General features: G+C 44.8%; 12 protein-coding genes. 2 read left to right on the top strand and 10 right to left on the bottom strand.

Translation table 11 applies throughout. From position 1 onward, the window contains the following. Nucleotides 1–24: 24 nt before the first annotated feature. The 4 genes from DW205_RS17640 to DW205_RS17625 all read right to left on the bottom strand — a co-directional run bounded on the left by DW205_RS17640 (nucleotide 25) and on the right by DW205_RS17625 (nucleotide 6,628). Complete coding sequence (locus tag DW205_RS17640) at nucleotides 25–1,548, bottom strand: RagB/SusD family nutrient uptake outer membrane protein (protein WP_005863790.1); 1,524 nt, start codon at nucleotides 1,546–1,548, stop codon at nucleotides 25–27. A 21-nt stretch (nucleotides 1,549–1,569) separates the two neighbouring features. Beyond that, the gene (locus DW205_RS17635; RefSeq protein ID WP_005863792.1) at nucleotides 1,570–4,863 is read right to left on the bottom strand and encodes a TonB-dependent receptor; all 3,294 of its coding nucleotides are present in this window, start codon (nucleotides 4,861–4,863) and stop codon (nucleotides 1,570–1,572) included. A 162-nt stretch (nucleotides 4,864–5,025) separates the two neighbouring features. After that, on the bottom strand, nucleotides 5,026–6,006 hold the full coding sequence (locus DW205_RS17630) for a FecR family protein (protein ID WP_005863794.1): 981 nt from the start codon (nucleotides 6,004–6,006) through the stop codon (nucleotides 5,026–5,028). Nucleotides 6,007–6,079: 73 nt separating this feature from the next. Further along, a complete protein-coding gene (locus DW205_RS17625) occupies nucleotides 6,080–6,628 on the bottom strand; it encodes an RNA polymerase sigma-70 factor (protein ID WP_008773220.1) in 549 nt (182 codons plus the stop codon). Between the two features lie 192 nt (nucleotides 6,629–6,820). On the opposite strand from DW205_RS17625, the gene DW205_RS17620 reads away from it, so the two are divergent. Then, nucleotides 6,821–8,998 carry a C10 family peptidase gene (locus DW205_RS17620; protein WP_005863799.1) on the top strand — a complete coding sequence of 726 codons (2,178 nt, stop codon included), beginning with the start codon at nucleotides 6,821–6,823 and terminating at the stop codon, nucleotides 8,996–8,998. A 182-nt stretch (nucleotides 8,999–9,180) separates the two neighbouring features. Here the strand turns inward: DW205_RS17620 and polA are convergent, their stop codons facing one another. After that, nucleotides 9,181–11,946: a DNA polymerase I gene (gene polA / locus DW205_RS17615; protein WP_005863801.1), complete on the bottom strand. Its 2,766-nt coding sequence runs from the start codon at nucleotides 11,944–11,946 to the stop codon at nucleotides 9,181–9,183. A gap of 101 nt (nucleotides 11,947–12,047) precedes the next feature. On the opposite strand from polA, the gene DW205_RS17610 reads away from it, so the two are divergent. Next, nucleotides 12,048–13,022, top strand: coding sequence for a polyprenyl synthetase family protein (locus DW205_RS17610; RefSeq protein WP_008773223.1), 975 nt, complete (start codon nucleotides 12,048–12,050; stop codon nucleotides 13,020–13,022). A gap of 191 nt (nucleotides 13,023–13,213) precedes the next feature. On the opposite strand, the gene deoC is transcribed toward DW205_RS17610, so the two are convergent. Genes deoC through ade form a run of 5 tightly spaced genes read right to left on the bottom strand, consistent with a single transcriptional unit; the run spans nucleotide 13,214 to nucleotide 18,441 of the window. Beyond that, on the bottom strand, nucleotides 13,214–14,152 hold the full coding sequence (gene deoC, locus DW205_RS17605; RefSeq protein WP_005863803.1) for a deoxyribose-phosphate aldolase: 939 nt from the start codon (nucleotides 14,150–14,152) through the stop codon (nucleotides 13,214–13,216). Between the two features lie 4 nt (nucleotides 14,153–14,156). After that, nucleotides 14,157–14,489 (bottom strand): nucleotide pyrophosphohydrolase, encoded by a 333-nt coding sequence (locus DW205_RS17600; protein WP_005860438.1) that lies wholly within the window; start codon nucleotides 14,487–14,489, stop codon nucleotides 14,157–14,159. Nucleotides 14,490–14,491: 2 nt separating this feature from the next. Next, on the bottom strand, nucleotides 14,492–14,944 hold the full coding sequence (gene dtd / locus DW205_RS17595) for a D-aminoacyl-tRNA deacylase (RefSeq protein ID WP_005860440.1): 453 nt from the start codon (nucleotides 14,942–14,944) through the stop codon (nucleotides 14,492–14,494). Nucleotides 14,945–14,971: 27 nt separating this feature from the next. After that, a complete protein-coding gene (uvrC, locus tag DW205_RS17590; RefSeq protein WP_005863805.1) occupies nucleotides 14,972–16,807 on the bottom strand; it encodes an excinuclease ABC subunit UvrC in 1,836 nt (611 codons plus the stop codon). Beyond that, nucleotides 16,804–18,441, bottom strand: a complete 1,638-nt coding sequence (gene ade, locus DW205_RS17585; protein ID WP_005863807.1) for an adenine deaminase — start codon at nucleotides 18,439–18,441, stop codon at nucleotides 16,804–16,806. The genes uvrC and ade overlap by 4 nt, the downstream gene beginning before the upstream one ends. Nucleotides 18,442–18,447 lie beyond the last annotated feature (6 nt).

Raw genomic sequence — 18,447 nt, 5'->3', positions numbered from 1 at the left:
GAGTTATTTAATTAGATTCCGGATTCAATATCCCGGATTTTGTTTCAACAGCGGGTTTAAAAGTAACGCATTTGTCGGGATCGGTTGCAATATCCGGTCATTATTATTTTTCCATGGCATATCTTTACCAAAATAATAATGATATTTCTCATTTACTTTCTCCAATAACTTGCCGTGTCTCACTAAATCCTCACGGCGATAGCCTTCATGGTACAATTCCCAACCTCTCTCATCGAGAATGGCGTCACGCATGGATGCCATGTTTAAGTTTGCCGGGAGATTCTCCAAACCCGCCCGGCTACGAATTTTATCGACATAGGTTTTCGCTTCCTCCAAATGGCCTAATTCATTCTCGGCCTCCGCATAGGTTAACATAACTTCGCCAAGACGCAATGCGGGAACATTTAGGGAGGCATCCTCTCCTAATGGAATATTCGTTTGCACCTCCCATTTGAACGTAAGTATGCGACTTAGTTGTTCCTCTACGCTTTTGGGTTCCTCGGGAGTACCATAAACCGGCGTTCCATCACTCTTATAAACGATTCCGGATACGGCTATACCTTTGCCGGTAGCTGGATTATAAGGTGTGATGCGTTTATCGTCCGGATCGAAAGTTCGGAAGAAAGGTACGGCCATACCGTATCCGTTGGAAGCGGATACTCCGGTAATGCCAAGGGCGTCGCGGATGGATGCCTCCAATACCAAGGCTACGTATTTGTTTCCATGATTAGCCTCCGCTATATGATTAATAGCCAATATGACTTCATCATTTTGATTCTTGGAGAATATATCTTGATAATCAACCAAGTTGAAACCTCCCTTGTCGATAATCTCTTTCGCATAGATGGAAGCTTTCTTCCAATCTTTCTTATTCAAGTAATAGCGGGCTAATGTAGCCTTGACAGCCCATGAGGTGGGACGGCCATAATCCGTAGAGGAATAAGTTTCCGGCAAGACCTTCTCTACATCAGCCAATTCAGTCTCGATAAAAGATTCCATTTCCTCTTGGGAAGCCCGGGCAATGCCGTTTTTGATATCTTGGCTACCTGTAACCAAAGGAACCGTACCGAATAAATGATATAATTTGTCGTACGAGAAAGCCCTCCAGAAGCGAGCCTCAGCTACATACTGGATAATTTCCGGTTCTGTGGATTCCCCATATTTAGTGATTACCTCATTACATTGCGTAATAAGACTGTAGACACTATTCCAGTTTGTTTCCGACATAGCATGTCCGGCATCCATATTGAGGAAGTTTTGTGCGCCTCCCCATCCGGTTTCAGGCGTACCACCCCAATTACAGAAAAACTCATCGGAGTAAGAGCTAACATTCATTAGCCAATTATTTCCCCCGAAGTAACTGAAATACTGTACATATCCGTAAATACCATTGGTCAATAAACGAGCGCCTTCGATATCGGAAAGGTTACCGTCTCCGATCTGACTGAACAATTTTTCTTCTACCATGGAATCAGAGCAAGAAGTAAAAGCGAGATTGCCAGCTAACAAGGCAAGTAAAATATATTGGATAGAATGTTTACGTATCATATTGAATGTATGTTTTTAATGTTAGAAACTAAAGTTAAGACCAACCGTGAATGTCCGTGCCGGGGGATATGCGTTCATATCTACGCTACCGGGAAGGAATGCGGGAAGATTCTCGGAAGAGGACATATAAGCGTTATTCGCTAATTCCGGGTCCAAGCCGGAGTAAGGGGTGATCAGGAACAAGTTTTGTGCCTGCACATATATCTTAGCCGTCGGGAATATCTTACGAAGTGAAGGGATAGAAGCCAAGTTATAAGACAAGGTTACGTTTTGTAGACGGATAAACCAAGCATCCTCAATCCAGCGGGAATTATAAAGGGCATTACCATTTCCATTCGCACGGTTGGCCGCTATATCTGAGTTCGGATTGGATTCGGACCAATAATTCATGGCATCTACCATATAGTTGGAAGTCTCGAAAGTATTCGGCAGCGTGAAGTTCATCGCTGAGTAGTTATACATCTTATTGCCGAAATTAGCGTTAAAGAAGATATCTAAAGCGAAGTTCTTATACTTGAATGTATTGCCGAAGCCTAGGATTACCCGGGGATCCGGAGTCCCGAGAATCGCTTTGTCTTTGACCGTGATAGAACCGTCTCCATCTAAATCCTTGAAACGATACGAGCCACTGGAAGGATCGATGCCGTCGATGACGTAGGTATAATATGAGTTCGTGCGCTCTCCCTTGATAACACCGATCGTATTCAACGCCGCTACCGTGCTTTCGTCGGTTACGTTATAATCCGTGATCTTATTATCTGTCCAAGAGAAACTCAACTGTGTATCCCATTCGAAATCCCGGGTTTGTATATTGGTTGAGTTCAAGCTATACTCAAGACCCCATACTCGCATGGAGGCGGCGTTCTGCCATTGATATTTATGGCCGGTCATAGGTGATTGTGAAACCTGAACTAACATATCCTTCGTATTTTTCACGAAGAAATCCAGATTACCCGATAAACGGCTGAAGAAGCCATAGTCGATACCCAAGTTGACCTGTGAGGTAGTTTCCCACTTCAAGTCCGGATTTTCCATATAATTCGTTAGCGTGGCTCCGGATACTTTGTTTTGTCCGAGAATGCCATTCGTTGTCATATCATACTTAGAAAGAGATTGGTAAGGATCGATACCCGAGTTACCGGATTGTCCGTAACCCAGACGGAGTTTTAATATATCGACCTTATCTGCGGCTCCGGCCATAAAATCTTCCTTGTCTATTTTCCAACCTACTGAAACGCCCGGGAAATAAGCATATTTATTATTACCACCGAATACGGAAGATCCGTCACGTCTTAACGTTACCGTAGCGAGGTATTTATCATCGAAAGAATAATCGACTCGTCCGAAACCGGAGATATCTTTACGACGATCTTTGGAAGAACTCATCTTGGGAGCGTTTCCACCACCTAGATTGTTTTCGTGTGTGGCATCTGTACCAAAACCTGAGTTCTCGGCACGGAAATAATTGTTATCCCGTTGGTAATACTCGTATCCTAACAACCCGGTTACGTGATGTTTTTTATTGAATACGGCATCATAATGAAGTAAGCCATCGAAGGAGATACCGGTACTTCTCATCGAACTTTGGCTAGCGGTTCCTCCGTGCGTAAAGTTTCCATTATATGCGGTTGTCGACGGTACATAGAAGCTGCGGTGGGCGTTTTGTACGTCGTAGGTAAGCTTGATCTCCGGTTTCAATCCGGGTAATACCTCGTAAGAAGCGCCTGCGCTGAAATTTAATTTGTCCGTATAGATCTTATCGTTTATGTCTAATAAAGAAACCGGATTGGCGATAAAATCATTGTTCGGATCTTTATTATACGCTCCGTTTTGATCCCGTACGGTTACGTTGGGGGCGAAAGCGATGGAGGAGGAGATGACGGAATTACGGGTACCACCTTCCGTCGGCTGGTTCGTATCCAAGATATGGGTAGCGAAAATATTGGAACTGAAGGTGAATTTATCTTTCTTATACTCAATATTACTTCTTCCGGTATAGCGGTCCATTCCAGTATTTTTCACGATACCGTCCATTCCGTAATATCCGAGGGAGAAATAATATTTAAGTGATTCGGAACCACCGGAAAGGTTTACATTATGACTTTGCAAGAAGCCGTTTCTGGTTACTTGATCAAACCAATTCGTGGCTTGCGCCGCATTGATCTCTTGTTCGGTAAAGCTGGTCAAATTGAAAGCGTTGTTGTATCGCATATATTGTTGTGCGTTCATGACGTCATACTCGTTAGCGACAGTTTGTACGCCGGCATATCCATCATAGGATATGCGAATTTTACCTTGTTTACCTCTTTTGGTCGTGATGATAAATACACCATTAGAGCCTTGAGCACCATAAATAGCGGTGGCGGCGGCATCTTTCAAGACCGCTATGCTCTCGATATCGTTCGGGTTGATAGAGTTCAACGGATCACGGTCCGGAGCGTTGAACGCCATTCCGCTACTAGGAGCGCTAGGTGTGTTTACGACGAAACCATCTACTACATATAAGGGGTCCGTATTTAAGAAAAGAGAGTTACGCCCGCGGATAATCGTCTTACCGCCACCACCGGGCTGAGAGGTGTTTTGCTTGAACTGTACACCGGAGATACGACCGGAAAGCATTTGATCCACCGAAGTAGAGGCTCCTCCTATATTCGTCTTGTCCGCACGGATATTGGAAACGGCTCCGGTGATATCCTCAACCTTGCGGCTGGCATAACCAACGACTACTACCTCATCCAGATTCAAGGAGTTTTCTTTCAAGACGATATCGAAATTACTCTTGTTCGCTACCGGGATAATTTGTTTTCCATAGCCGACATACGAAATCTCTATCGAGCTGTTTTCCGGTAATTCCATAGAGAAACGTCCGTCCAAATCCGTGATCGTTCCGTTCGTGGTATTGCGTTGAACGATGCTGACGCCAATAACCGGTTCGTTATTCTCGTCTTTTACCACACCGGAAATCTTCTTGCTCTTTTGCGATATACCATTCTTTTCTTTAATAATAAGAGCGATCTGGCGGTTATCGATCTCGTAGGTGAGATTTGTGGTTTTTAACATAGCATTGAGGACCTCCTCTATACTTTGACCATTTGCGTTAGCGGAGACTTTCTGAGAAAGATCCGTTCTCTTGTCATCATAGAAAAAGGTATATTTACTTGCGGACTCAATTTTTTTCAAAGCCTCTTCCAGAGAGACATTAGAGAAAGAAATACGAAGCTTTTCTTGCGCATAGGTTACTCCCGCATGGAGGAGCATCACTATAAATAATGATAAAGTGCAAAATGAATGTTTAAAGATGGAATAATTTTTCATACTTTTGTATTAATAAAAGATTAAGAATCTGTGAGCTACGGAAAGCGCCAACTTTTGTCATAACTCACGTTTTTTTTCGTTTATGAGGGCATGCGATGCCCCCGAAAGGCATAATCAAATTATGCCTTTTGTCTTTTGTCATATACTCATAGGCAAAATAATTTAAGGTTCTACACTACTTATTGTTACACGGTTGTTATCATCGAATGTATATTTTATCGGATTAATCTTAGACAAAGTTCGTAATATCGTTTCCAAGGAATCATCTTTTACCGTGAACGTATAGAATTGACTCTCGGCTATCTTTGGATCGACATTGATTTTCACGTTGTACCATCTTTCCAGATATTTACAGATATAGCCGAGCGACTTACTTTTAAAGAATACTGATTCTTTTGCCCAGAATGTCTCTAGCTCCACATCCGACTGTTCAATCTTCAATGTCTGCTCCTTTTTATTGATCCTTGCGATCTCTCCCGGGCTTAGAAAGGCTTCCTTTCCGTCTTTTAGTGATACGGATACCGATCCGCTACGAAGGGCGATCTTCGCGTTATTATCGTTCGGGTAGGAATATACGTTGAACTTCGTTCCATATACCTTTACTTTTAAGTCTCCGCTGGAGACGATAAACGGGTACCTTTTATCTTTTGTGACCTCAAAGGAGGCTTCTCCCTCCAGAACTAATTGCCGTTTATGGATGAACGAAGAGGCATATTGAAGGGTAGAGCCGGTATTTAGCCAGACAACAGAGCTATCTGGTAAGATTATTCTGGATTTCCCGTTCAAGGCGGAATAATATTGATTTGTATTATATTGCCGTACGAATTGATAGCTATAACCGATACCTAACAGTAATAAGATACTGGCAGCGATGGAGATAACTGAGTACTTGATCCGGCGTAAATTTCTTTGTTTATGTTGGCCCGCATGTATACGAGTTTGCATCTTTTCCCAAGAAACTGCCAGATCCGGTTTCGCTTCCGATACCTCTTCTTGTATTTTGTCCCAGAGCAAGGTGATGTCGACGAATAACTCGGCGTTATCCGTTTCTTTTATCCATGCGTCGAACAATACATCTTGTTCCGGGGTGGATTCGTGTTTTAATTGAGCTATAAGTAGCCCCCATGGTATGATTTTTTCCATTACACCGAAATTAGCCTTTTATAATAGAGACACGGTTTTGGAAAAGAACCCTAACGTCTCGAATGAAATTTTTTCAGAAAAGATAATGATAGCCTTTCCCTAAATGAGCTTTAATATGTTTGAGCGCTTTGGTTATCTGGGCTTCTACGGTTTTTACCGTGATATTCATATCCGTGGCGATTTCTTTGTTAGAACGATTCTCCATACGGCTTTTTAAGAAGACTTCCCTACATTTGTCCGGTAAGGCATAAATGGCTTCGTTTATCAGTTGTTCCAGTTCTTTCATCTCGAGAGGATATTCCTCGATAGCGGATTCGAAAAGGGATATATTCTCCGTGTAAAGCTCTTGTTCATGGTCTCGGAGATAGTTTAAGGTCCGGTTACGGGCAGAGGTGAGGAGGTAAGCTTTTATGGATAATTTGATCTCGATTGTCTTTCGTTTCTCCCAAAGGGCCGTGAATACATCCAATGCTATTTCCTCCGATAACGTATCTTTCTTTATATAGAAAAAAGAAAGTCGATACACAGCGGTGAAGTAGGTGTCGAAGAGATATTTGAATGCCGCCTCGTCATCTTCTTTGATTCGTTGTAAAAGAAAGATATCATCGATATTTTTCATCATACCATTAGATTTACTGATCCTTATCTCCGCAAAAATAAGAGAATATGATGAAATATGTATACATATGGCTAATTTGTCATAATTTTCTAGCATGAATTATCGCAGAGACTTGCCTATGTATAGAAAGAATTTGAAAGCTTTTGATAACTTTGTATGTATTAGTATTTAATATTCATTCAAAACTTTATGTCAATGAAACACGTCTACTTGGCTTTGTTAGCTTGTGCTACGCTATGTGTACAAACACTTTCAGCTGATCCGATAGGTTCGGCCGAAGCGCTCCGGATTGCCCAGCAACAGTATTCGATGGAGAATACCTCGGTGTTGAGGGCCGGTTCTTTTCCTGAGTTTAAGTTGGCCTACGTAGGGACGGAGGAAGGCATCGAGGCCCCTTCTAAATTACGTTCCTCGAGTGTGGAGAATGCCTTACTTTACCTGTATAACGTAGGGGATAACCAAGGTTTTGTAATCGTATCCGGAGAAGATCGTGGAAAGCAGTTATTGGGTATATCCGATAAGGGGGCTTTGCCGGAGAAAGGTCTGTCCGCTACGATGGAGAATTTTATGCGTATGTATATCCATTATGTAAAGGCGTTACGGTCCGGGATGCCTCTAGCGGTGGATAGTGTTGAGGCTTCTTCACGGTTTCCAGAGGCGGTGATCCCTTTGATTAAAACGGAATGGAAGGATGATGCTCCCTACAATGAGATGTGCCCAGTTGTCAATGATGTTCTAACTTTTGCGGGTGGGGAAGGTGTCGCTATGGCGCAGATCATGAATTATTATCAATATCCGAAAAGCGGTATGGGTAACGTAAATTATAAGAATCCGGGAAGTACGTTGGTTGTTTCCGCTAATTTTGGGCATACAACGTATGATTGGGAAAATATGCCTGCTACTCTTGATGAGTCTTCCTCTTGGGATGAGATAGAGGCTGTTTCCACGCTGATTTTTCATTGTGGAGCGGCTGCCTATATGAATTATGAATGGGATATGGGGGCTAATAAAGAAGATGTACGGAAGGCTTTCATTAATAATTTTGGATATGATAAGAATATACAATTGTATGATAGGACCTTCTTTTCCGGAAAAGAATGGACGGATCTGCTGAAAACGGAACTAGCCGCTCAACGTCCGGTTTATTATGAAGGAGGTAGCGGAGAAAATAATCAGGCCTATAAATGGGCATTTGTTTGCGATGGCTATAATCGGAGCGGACTTTTCCATTTAAATACGGGCTGGTTTGGCAGTGGATATTTTGAGTTAGGTGCGATTGGCGATAATTTACGTACTTACAATGAACGCCAAGCCATGATCACGGGTATCCGCAAACCGTCTGATGACTCGAAGCCTGTGAAGTTGTTAACGATCAGTTCTTTGGGTACTAAAGATATTGAAAGTATCAAGCTTGGTGAGAAGTTTCCGATTACTTATAACCTATTTAACTTGGGGCAAGATGGGAGCTATGTCCATACATTAGCCTTTTTCGAAGAGAATGAGGCGGTGGAGTTGCCTGTTAGCGAAGCGGCATTTTTAGATACGATCGCGGACTTTCAGCTAGGTAATTATATAACGAAAGATTTCCTTTGTGAGTCCCTAGGTATCCCGGATACTACGGCTACTCTGTATATGTACGTACTGGGAGGAATGGAAGGAGATAGCATCTTACGTCCGATCCGTTCGGTAAATCATCCGTATGATTATATCTTGTTGGATGTGAAGGATAGCGTTATTTCTTTCTCACAGGCACGGAATAGCTTGACCGCCGATCCTGTAAAGGTCGAGTATGATGCGGAAAGTGGGACCGCTACCTTTGAGGTGACTTTCTATAACAAGCAAAAAACGAATTTCCAAGGTACGGCCGGCCTTTACGTGCGAGATCCTAATCTCTCGATAGACGATTACAGTTGGGAGGTGAATAATTGGCTGGAGATTCCGGCAGGGAAGAGCCAGACGGTATCTTATAGTGGCTCGTTTGATTGGGGTATTGGTGATATGCTTGCCGTAATGGCTACTTACCAAGGTGACTTGAGTGAGCTGTGGGAAACCAAGTATACGGATATCCGTGAAAGCTATCGTACGTTCTGCCTAAAGATCGATGGTTCGCTAGTGGTTTCTAATGAGGTTACCGAGCCGTCTGTCTCGGATTTGGAATATGCGTTTGATTCCGCTTCCGGCCTATTATCGGTTCAATCGGATGTGGCGATAGAAAATATGATGCTTTATACTTACGACGGCGCATCTGTCTGGGGAACTACCATAGATAGCCGGAAACAATATACGACTACCTTGCCGATACTTCCCGGGCATTATATCTTACGTATAAAGACGGCGGATGGAATAATCTCTAAGAAGATTTATAAGCAATAAGAGTTCCTCTTGATCACTAATAAATAGGGTGTCCTAAAAAGCTTCCGGCGATTTAGGACACCCTGTTGTTTTTACTTAGGCTGTTATGGTCTTAAAAAAACACGTACGTGTTTTTGGAAAAAGTCGTACATGTTTTTCGGAAAACACGTACATGTTTTTTTAAGGGGAATTCCGGCATTATTTTAATGCGCCTCCAACCAGTTCTCTCCCTCGCCGCAATCGGCGATTAAGGGGACTTGTAGTTTCATGACGTTTTCCATTTCCTCCAGCACGATTTTCTTTACCACCTCGGCTTCCTCTTTGTAGACATTGAAGTTTAACTCATCGTGTACTTGGAGGATCATCTTGCTTTTCAATCCCTCTTCCTCAAAGCGTTCGTAAATGCGTACCATCGCTAGTTTGATGATATCGGCGGCGCTCCCTTGGATAGGGGCATTGATCGCGTTTCGCTCGGCATAGCCGCGTACGACGGCGTTGTGTGAGTTGATATCCGGAAGGAAACGCTTGCGCTTGAAAATGGTCTCTACGTATCCTTTTTCCTTGGCGACCTTGATGCTCTCCTCCATGTATTCCTTGATGCGGGGGTAGGTGCTGAAATAACCGTCTATCAGTTCCTTGGACTCAGAACGAGGGATGCCCAGACGCTCGGCGAGCCCGAAGACGGAGATGCCGTAGATGATACCGAAGTTGGCGGTTTTCGCCTTCCGGCGCATATCGCTGGTTACTTCTTCTACCGGGATTCCGTAGATCTTGGCGGCTGTGGCGGCGTGGATATCCGCTCCGCTTTGGAAAGCCTCGATCATATGCGGGTCACCGCTCAGGTGGGCCATGATACGAAGCTCGATCTGGGAGTAGTCGGCCGAGAAGAAGAGGCAATCCGTATTGTCCGGGATAAATGCCTTACGGATCTCACGGCCCAGATCGTCCCGTACCGGAATGTTTTGCAGGTTCGGATTGGTAGAGCTGAGGCGTCCGGTAGATGTTACCGCTTGGTTGAAAGAGGTATGTATCTTTCCGGTCTGCGGATTGATCAACTCGGGTAGAGCGTCGATATAGGTACTTAATAACTTTTTAAGTCCGCGGTATTCAAGAAGCTTGCCGATGATGGGATGCTTGTTGCGAAGTTTCTCCAATACATCCTCGCTGGTACTGTAACCGCCTGTTTTGGTCTTCTTCGCTTTCTCGTCCAGCTTCAAGCGGTCGAAAAGGATTTCGCCGACCTGTTTCGTGGAGTTGATGTTGAATTCCGTGCCGGCCAGCTCGTAAACCTCTTGCTCCAGTTTGTTCATGGAGGCGGTAAGTTCGCCCGAAGATTGCTTAAGCGCTACTGTATCCAGCGTGACGCCGGTGGCCTCCATTTCCACTAATACATATATTAATGGCATCTCGATCGTGGTGAAGAGGGATTCCAGTCCTTCCTTCTTTAACTCGGGCGCGAAATAATTCTTTAGCTTGAGCGTGATGTCCGCGTCCTCGGCGGCGTATTCGGCGATTTGCTCCACGGGTACGTTTCGCATCGATAACTGGTTCTTTCCTTTTGGGCCGATCAGTTCCTCGATGTGGACGGTCTGGTACTTGAGGTAGGTCTCCGCTAGGTAATCCATTCCGTGCCGTAATTCCGGGTTCAGCAGGTAATGGGCGATCATCGTATCGAACAGAGGACCGGCTACCTTCACGTTGTATTTACGAAGTACCAAAATATCGAATTTGATGTTTTGCCCGATCTTTAATGATTTCGGATTTTGCAGGGCAGGGGAGAAGCGTTCCACTACTTTCGCCACCTCTACTGAGTTAGCGGGAACAGGGACATACCAAGCCTCGTTTTCTTTCACGGCGAACGACATTCCGACCAATCCGGCTTTCAAGGGATCGATGCCATCGGTTTCCGTGTCAAAAGCGAAAAATTCTTGACCCAATAAAAAGCGGGCTAAATCGGCTTGTTTTTCCTCTGTATCAGTTAAATAATAGTTATGGGGGGTGGACTTTAAGTCCGTGAGAATCGATTTTTTGGGCTCTTCCGTACTCTCGGGCGTAAAAATCGCGAACAAATCGCCTTGAACGGGACCTTTCGGAGCGGCTTTGACCGGCTCAGAACTTAGTTTGTTAATAAATGTTCTAAATTCCAATTCTGTGTAAATCTCAGTCAGCCGCTCTTCGTTTGGCTTTTCACGAACGCAACGGGCGGCATCGAACTCGATAGGGACATCCGTCTTGATCGTCGCCAAGAATTTGGAGAAACGGATTTGCTCGGCGTTCTCCTCTACCTTCTTCTTTTGCGCGCCTTTCAACTTATCAGTGTTCGCTAACAGGTTCTCGATACTTCCGAATTCGGTCAGTAGTTTTTGAGCGGTCTTCTCGCCGACACCCGGACAGCCGGGGATATTATCGGAAGCGTCGCCCATCAGTCCCAGCAAGTCGATCACTTGCTCCGTACTCGTGAGGCCGTACTTGTTTAAGACCTCGGGCACGCCCATGATCTCGTAATCGCCTCCGAATTTCGGACGATACATAAATATATGTTCGGACACCAATTGGCCGTAATCTTTATCCGGCGTCATCATGTACACCTCGAAGCCTTCCTTCTCCGCCTGTTTGGACACGGTGCCGATCACATCGTCCGCCTCGTAGCGGGGTACTTCCAGAATCGGAATATTGTAAGCCTCTATGATTTCTTTAATGATAGGGACGGATTGACGGATCACTTCCGGCGTCTCTTCCCGTTGTGCCTTGTATTGCTCGAAGGCCTCATGGCGGAAAGTCGGTCCCTTCGGGTCAAAGGCCACCGCTATATGAGTTGGGTTCTCACGTTTTAATACATCCTCCAGACTGTTGATAAAACCGAAAATGGCGGAGGTATTCACACCCTTGGAGTTGATACGCGGATTCTTGATGAAGGCGTAATAGGAGCGATAAATTAACGCATACGCATCTATAAGGAATAACTTCATTACTTTTAACACGTTTTAGTGGGACAAAATCTGGGTAAATGTACGAAAAAACTCGCTTACTCGATAGTTTTTGTTACTTTTGCGAATCTTTGCATGGAATTATGGATGAAAGAAGGAAAATAGAAGAACCGGTTTCCGCTGAATTTGAACGTTTCAATAAGGATTTCGAGGCATCTCTACGCAGCGAGACGACCCGGTTACAATCGGCTATCGACGTTATACTGAATTCTACCGGGAAGCATGTGCGTCCGTTATTGGTGCTCCTTACCGCCAAGGTCTGTGGACAGGTTACGGATAACACGATCAATTCCGCTGTTTTGCTGGAGCTTTTGCATACCGCTACATTGATTCACGATGACGTGATCGATGAGACGAAGCAACGTCGTGGCGTTCCCTCATTGAACGCTATCTTCGATAACCGTATTTCCGTGTTGGTAGGTGATTATGTGCTTTCTACCGCTTTGATCCGTTCCATACAAACCGGCGATTTGCGGATTGTCGGGATTATCTCTAATTTAGGCAGAGACTTGTCCGAAGGTGAGATCAAGCAATTGGAGACCGCCGAGGAGAGTATTTTAGACGAGAATTGTTATCTGCAAGTTATCAAGAAGAAGACGGCTACCTTGCTTTCCGCTTGCACGGAGATTGGGGCCATTTCGTCGGGCGCCTCCGCGGAGGTGATCGCTCTTTGCCGTGAGTTTGGCGAGTATCTGGGGTATTGCTTCCAGATCAAGGATGATATCTTTGATTATTTCAAGGAGGCGAATATCGGTAAGCCGACGGGAAATGACATTCGTGAGGGTAAGGTTACGCTTCCATTATTATATGCCTTGCGGCAGGGTAGGGAAGAGGAGGCCGCCCGTTATTTGGATATGATTTTACGGAAGGATTTCGCGGCGGAGAATGTCGATTCTTTGATTGAGTTTGCCAAGGCGAACGGTGGAATCGAATATGCCGAGGCCCGCATGAAGGAATATCATGATAAGGCGGTCGATGTTCTTTTGAGATTGCCAGAATCCGGGGCACGGACATCCTTGATCCAGTTGGCGGATTATATTATGACTCGCTCCAAATAGAAATTCCTTTATCTATTAGTTGTAGAGAGATGGCTCTTGTTAGTAAAAAAGTAAGTATGCTTCAATAGCCAATGAAGTTAACTTACTTGACGAAGTCAGTTAACTTCGATGCCAAGGTAAGTTAACTGACTTTGAGAGTGCTTACCGGACACAGGATTCTAAGTCATTTGCGCCCGGTTTATTAGAATGGACTATTTCCCGAGTCGTTTTTCTATATCACCGACCAGACTGCTCGCTCCTATACGGAACAAATCCTTGTTCAGCCATTCGTTGCCCAGTATTTCCTTTACGATCGTATAATATCGAACTGCGTCTTCCGCCGTGCGTACGCCTCCGGAGATCTTGATGCCAACCTTGTTTCCGGTGATGGAATGGTAGGTTTTGATGGCTTTGCACATGGTATAGGCGGCCTCGAAAGTGGCTCCCGGGTATCCTTTACCCGTGGAGGTCTTGATGAAGTCCGCACCGGAATACATGGCTAGGATGGATGCCTTTTGGATGTTCTCCGCTGTGACTAAAGCTCCGGTCTCTAAGATTACCTTTAAATGGGCGTGGCGACAGCTCTCTTTGATCTCTTGTAATTCTTCCGTCAGTTCCTCGAAATTGTCTTCCATGAAGTAGCCTAGGTTCATGACAACATCGATTTCATCGGCTCCTTGCATGACTGCCATGGCCGTTTCGGCGATCTTGACTTCCGTAAATGTCTGTGAGGAAGGAAAACCTCCGGCAACCGACGCGATCTTAATCTCTTGTGCGGTAAGTGCCTGCTTAACCGTTTCCACGAATAGGGGATAGACGCAAATAGCGGCTACGTTCGGGACATCCGGACGAGTTCCCTCGAAATCATTTACCGTGTCTACCATCTTCCAGATACTTTCTTTGGTATCCAGACTGGTTAATGAGGTCAAGTCGATGCAACCATGAATCGTTTTCAATACTTCCGGTGTAAAGTTCTCTTGGAAATGTTTCTCTAAAAGAGCGTTTACAGCCTCGGTGGTCTGGGTATCCGGCAGGGCCGGCTCAAACTTATTGAAAGCTTCATGATAACGGTCTATCTGTACGGAATTTGATTCGTGTTCATGTTCATGATGATGATCATGTCCACATTCGCAATCGTGATGATGTGCCATATGCTTATAGTTTTTGATTGTTTATATGTCGTTCTTTATCTCGGTCTGTTTTCTTTTGGAGATTCTTCTCGAAAGCGGCGGTAAGATCTACTCCGGTCTGGTTGGCCAGACAGAGCAATACCCATAACACATCCGCCATTTCATCGCCTAAATCCCGGTGTTTGTCACTTTCCTTGAAAGACTGCTCACCGTAGGTACGTGCCATGATCCGGGCTAGCTCGCCCACTTCCTCGGTGAGGATGGTCATATTGGTAAGCTCATTGAAATAACGGACCCCATAGGTCTTGATCCAAGAGTCTACCATTTGCTGGGCTTGTTGTAAGGTTATATCTGCCATACTTATTCTTTATTTTGAGAGTCGATAATAATAGTAACCGGCCCGTCGTTTAAAAGTTCAATTTTCATATCAGCTCCGAATGTTCCGGTTTGTACAGGTTTTCCGAGTTGAAGCCCTACCTCTTCGCAAAAAGCTTTATACATCGGAATGGCGATATCCGGTTTAGACGCTTTTAAGTAGGAGGGGCGGTTCCCTTTTTTCGTAGAGGCGTGTAAGGTAAATTGGCTGACAACCATGATCTCGCCTCCCGCTTCGATAACCGAGCGGTTCATGACCCCGTTTTCATCGTCAAATATGCGTAGGTTGGTGATCTTTTTTGCCAACCATTCAATGTCTTCTTGCGTATCCTTGTCCTCGATACCGACTAATACCAATAGCCCCTTTCCAATTTTGGACTTAAGCTGTCCGTCTATCGTGACGGAAGCGTGCTGCACACGTTGTGTAACTGTTCTCATCTTGTTCGCTTTTTGTTCGCTTTTGTTTTATTTTTGTTCGCTTTCTGTTCGCTTTCCATCCAGTCCCTCTTGTAGTGCCTTGGCTTTCGCCTCGCCAATCACGGATTTCAGTTCCTCGAAGCTTGCTTCCTTGATTCGTTTTACGCTTTTAAAGTGACGTAAAAGTAATACTTTTGTCTTTTCACCGATACCCTTAATGGTGTCTAATTCGGATTTTGTCTGGGTCTTACTTCGTTTATCCTTGTGGAAAGTGATGGCGAAACGGTGTACCTCGTCTTGTATCCGGGTAAGCAGATGGAATAGCGGACTGTCCAAACGCATGCCAACGGTTACGGGTGGGAACCCGAATAATAACTCCGAGGTTCGGTGCTTACCATCTTTCGCTAGTCCGGCGATTGGAATGGACAAGCCTAATTCATCTTCTACCACCGAGCGAACCACTTCCATTTGCCCCTTTCCACCGTCTGTTATAATCAAGTCGGGTAGGGGAGATCGCTCCTCGATCGCCCGCCCGTAACGCCTACGGACGACTTCTTTCATGGAGGCGTAATCATCCGGACCGACTACGGTCTTTATATTGTATTTGCGATACTCCTGCTTCGACGGTTTCCCCATCTTGAATACCACGCAAGCCGCTACCGCATCGCTCCCCTGTATGTTTGAATTATCGAAACATTCGATATGAGCAGGCAATTTCTCCAAATGCAAGGCTTCTTGGATCTCTTTCAAGATACGGGTATTCCGTTGTTCCGGATTCAACTTTTCCGCTTGTTTCAAGCGGTCAACCTTAAACTGCTTGACGTTCATCTCGGATAAATCGAGCAGTTTCTTTTTATCCCCTCTTTGGGGAATGGTGAAAGTGACATTCTCTAGCTGCATGTCCAGCTTGAAGGGTACGATAATCTCCCGGGCGGTGCTTTTAAAACGATTCCGCATCTCGATAATACCGAGGCTTAACAATTCCTCCTTGGTCTCGTCCAATCGTTTTTTATACTCGAATGTATAGGCTTGTACGATCGCCCCGTTTCCGATATGCATAAAGTTCACATAAGCGGAATGGTCATTCTCTATGATCGTGAATACATCTATATTATGTAGCATCGGGGTTACGACCGTAGATTTAGAACGGTAGTTCTCGATGACTTCGTATTTTTCCTTGATCTTTTGCGCTTCCTCGAACTTGAGCTCGGCAGCGAGCGATTGCATCTCCTCATAGAGGTGTTTGCTAATTTGCGAGATGTTGCCTCGCAGAATCTCTTTGATCTCGGAAATATTTTGCTGGTATTCTTCCAATGATTGCAAGCCTTCACAAGGCCCTTTACAACGCTTGATATGGTATTCCAGACAAACCTTATAGCGTCCTTGTGCGATGGATTCGGGAGTGAGGGGATATTTGCAAGTGCGTAAAGGGTAAAGTTCCTTTAGCATCTGTAGCATCACTTTCGCCGTGAACAAAGAGGGATAAGGACCGTAATATTGTGATCCGTCCCGAACGATGTTCCGGGTTTGGAAAACCCGGGGAAAGTACTCATTCTTTACCACGATGGAAGGGTAGGTTTTGTCGTCCTTCAATAATACGTTATAGCGGGGACGATACTGTTTGATGAGGTTGTTTTCCAGTAGTAACGCGTCTTCTTCCGTATCGACGACTATATATTTGATATCCCGGATTTGCTTGACTAACACACGGGTCTTATTGCTGTCATGTACCTTGTTGAAATAAGAGGATACCCGTCGTTTTAGGTTCTTCGCCTTGCCGACGTATATAATCGTTCCGTTTTCATCGAAATACTGGTAGCATCCCGGCTTTTCCGGAATGACCGATAGGATCGTCTTGATATGTTCGTCTTTATCGGCTATCATACGAATAGGGAAGTAAATTGGAATGTCTCGCTATTGAACAAACCTTTGTTGCTAAGTTTCAAGGATGGGATCACCAGCAATCCCATAAAAGAAAGCGTCATTTGTAATGAATCCATCGGTGTCTTTAACCGTTTGATCTTTTCCTCGATCTCTTCGTAACGGCGGCTCGTCTCTTCCAATGATTCGTCACTCATCAATCCCGCTACCGGCAAGGGCAGGAGAGTGACTTCGTCCATACTGCTTACTGCGATTCCACCTTTAGCCTTTATTACCGCATTGATCGCTTGCATAAGCTCGAAATCGGTTACGCCTATAGCGATGATGTTATGGCTATCGTGGGAAATACTTTGAGCGATGGCACCGAGCTTGAGCCCTGTTCCTTTTATAAAGGCAATAGCGGGAGGAGCCGTTTGATAGCGATTTAGAATGACGAGTTTTAAAATGTCTCGTTCTGTATCTGATTCTACAAATCCATCGAATGTATGTACAGGATATAGTTCTTCTTTCGTGATTAATTCGCGGTCTTCGCAAACAATGACACGCATCTGTTTTCCTTTCGCTTTTACCGCTAGCTTTTCTAATGGGATCGGTTTCGTGTGGAAATTATTGCGGAGTATAGGTTTGTGGAAAGGAAGCGTGCATTTCTCTCCATCGTATACACAGGTTCCTTGTATATAGGTTGCCTGTATGGTTAGATTCTTTAAATTGTTTACTTGGATAAAATCGGCGGAGTCTCCCTCTCGTAAGAAACCTGCGGGAATTTTATAGTGCATGGCCGGATTATAGGAAGCGGCCCGTAATACATCATATAGATCATATCCTAAATCCAGCGATTTTTTTACCATCCTATTTATGTGTCCTTTGTTTAAAAACGAAGGATGTGCGTCATCCGTACAGAACATGATTTGTTCGGGATACTCTTTCAATAGCGGATGAAGTGCGTCAAAGTTTTTCGCTGCGCTTCCTTCCCGAATAAGGACATGCATCCCAAGCTCACATTTTTCACGGCCTTTTTCTAGATAGATGGTTTCATGATCGGTGGAAATGCCAGACTCGATATATGCCTTTAGCTTGGGGCCTGTTGCTAGGGGATAATGTCCGTCGATGGGTTTCCCTGCGTTTTTTGCGGCTTCTATTTTGCGCATAACTTCCGGATCTTTATTTAAGACTCCGGGGTAATTCATCATCTCTGCCAAGAAGTGTAGATCCTCTCGTTCCAACAAACGAGCGGTTTCGTCTGCGTCTATGATCGCACCGGAGGTTTCCATAATCGTAGCCGGTACGCAAGATGGGACACCGAACCATGTGTAGAAAGGAATCCCTTTCGCGTTGTCGAGCATATATTCGACTCCTTCGGTGCCCATTACATTCGCTATCTCATGAGGGTCCGCCACGGCACCGATACTGCCATGGCGTACGGCTGCGTGAATGAATGCCGCAGGGGTTACCATGCTACTCTCTATATGGACATGCGCGTCAATAAAGCCGGGGAGGAGGTAAGATCCCTCATCTTGTCCGGTAGGGATTACCTTTCCGATATGCCCGTTTAGGATTGAAATCTCTGCCCCGAAGGTGCGCCTGTTGATTATATCTACCAGATTTCCTCGTATAACCAGTGTTTTAGCTTCATTCATTTGAAT

The organism is Parabacteroides sp. AM17-47 (assembly GCF_003434625.1).
GTDB lineage: Bacteria > Bacteroidota > Bacteroidia > Bacteroidales > Tannerellaceae > Parabacteroides > Parabacteroides distasonis.
The sequence above is the reverse complement of the archived record's forward strand: the minus strand, read 5'-3'. Positions and strand labels throughout refer to the sequence as shown.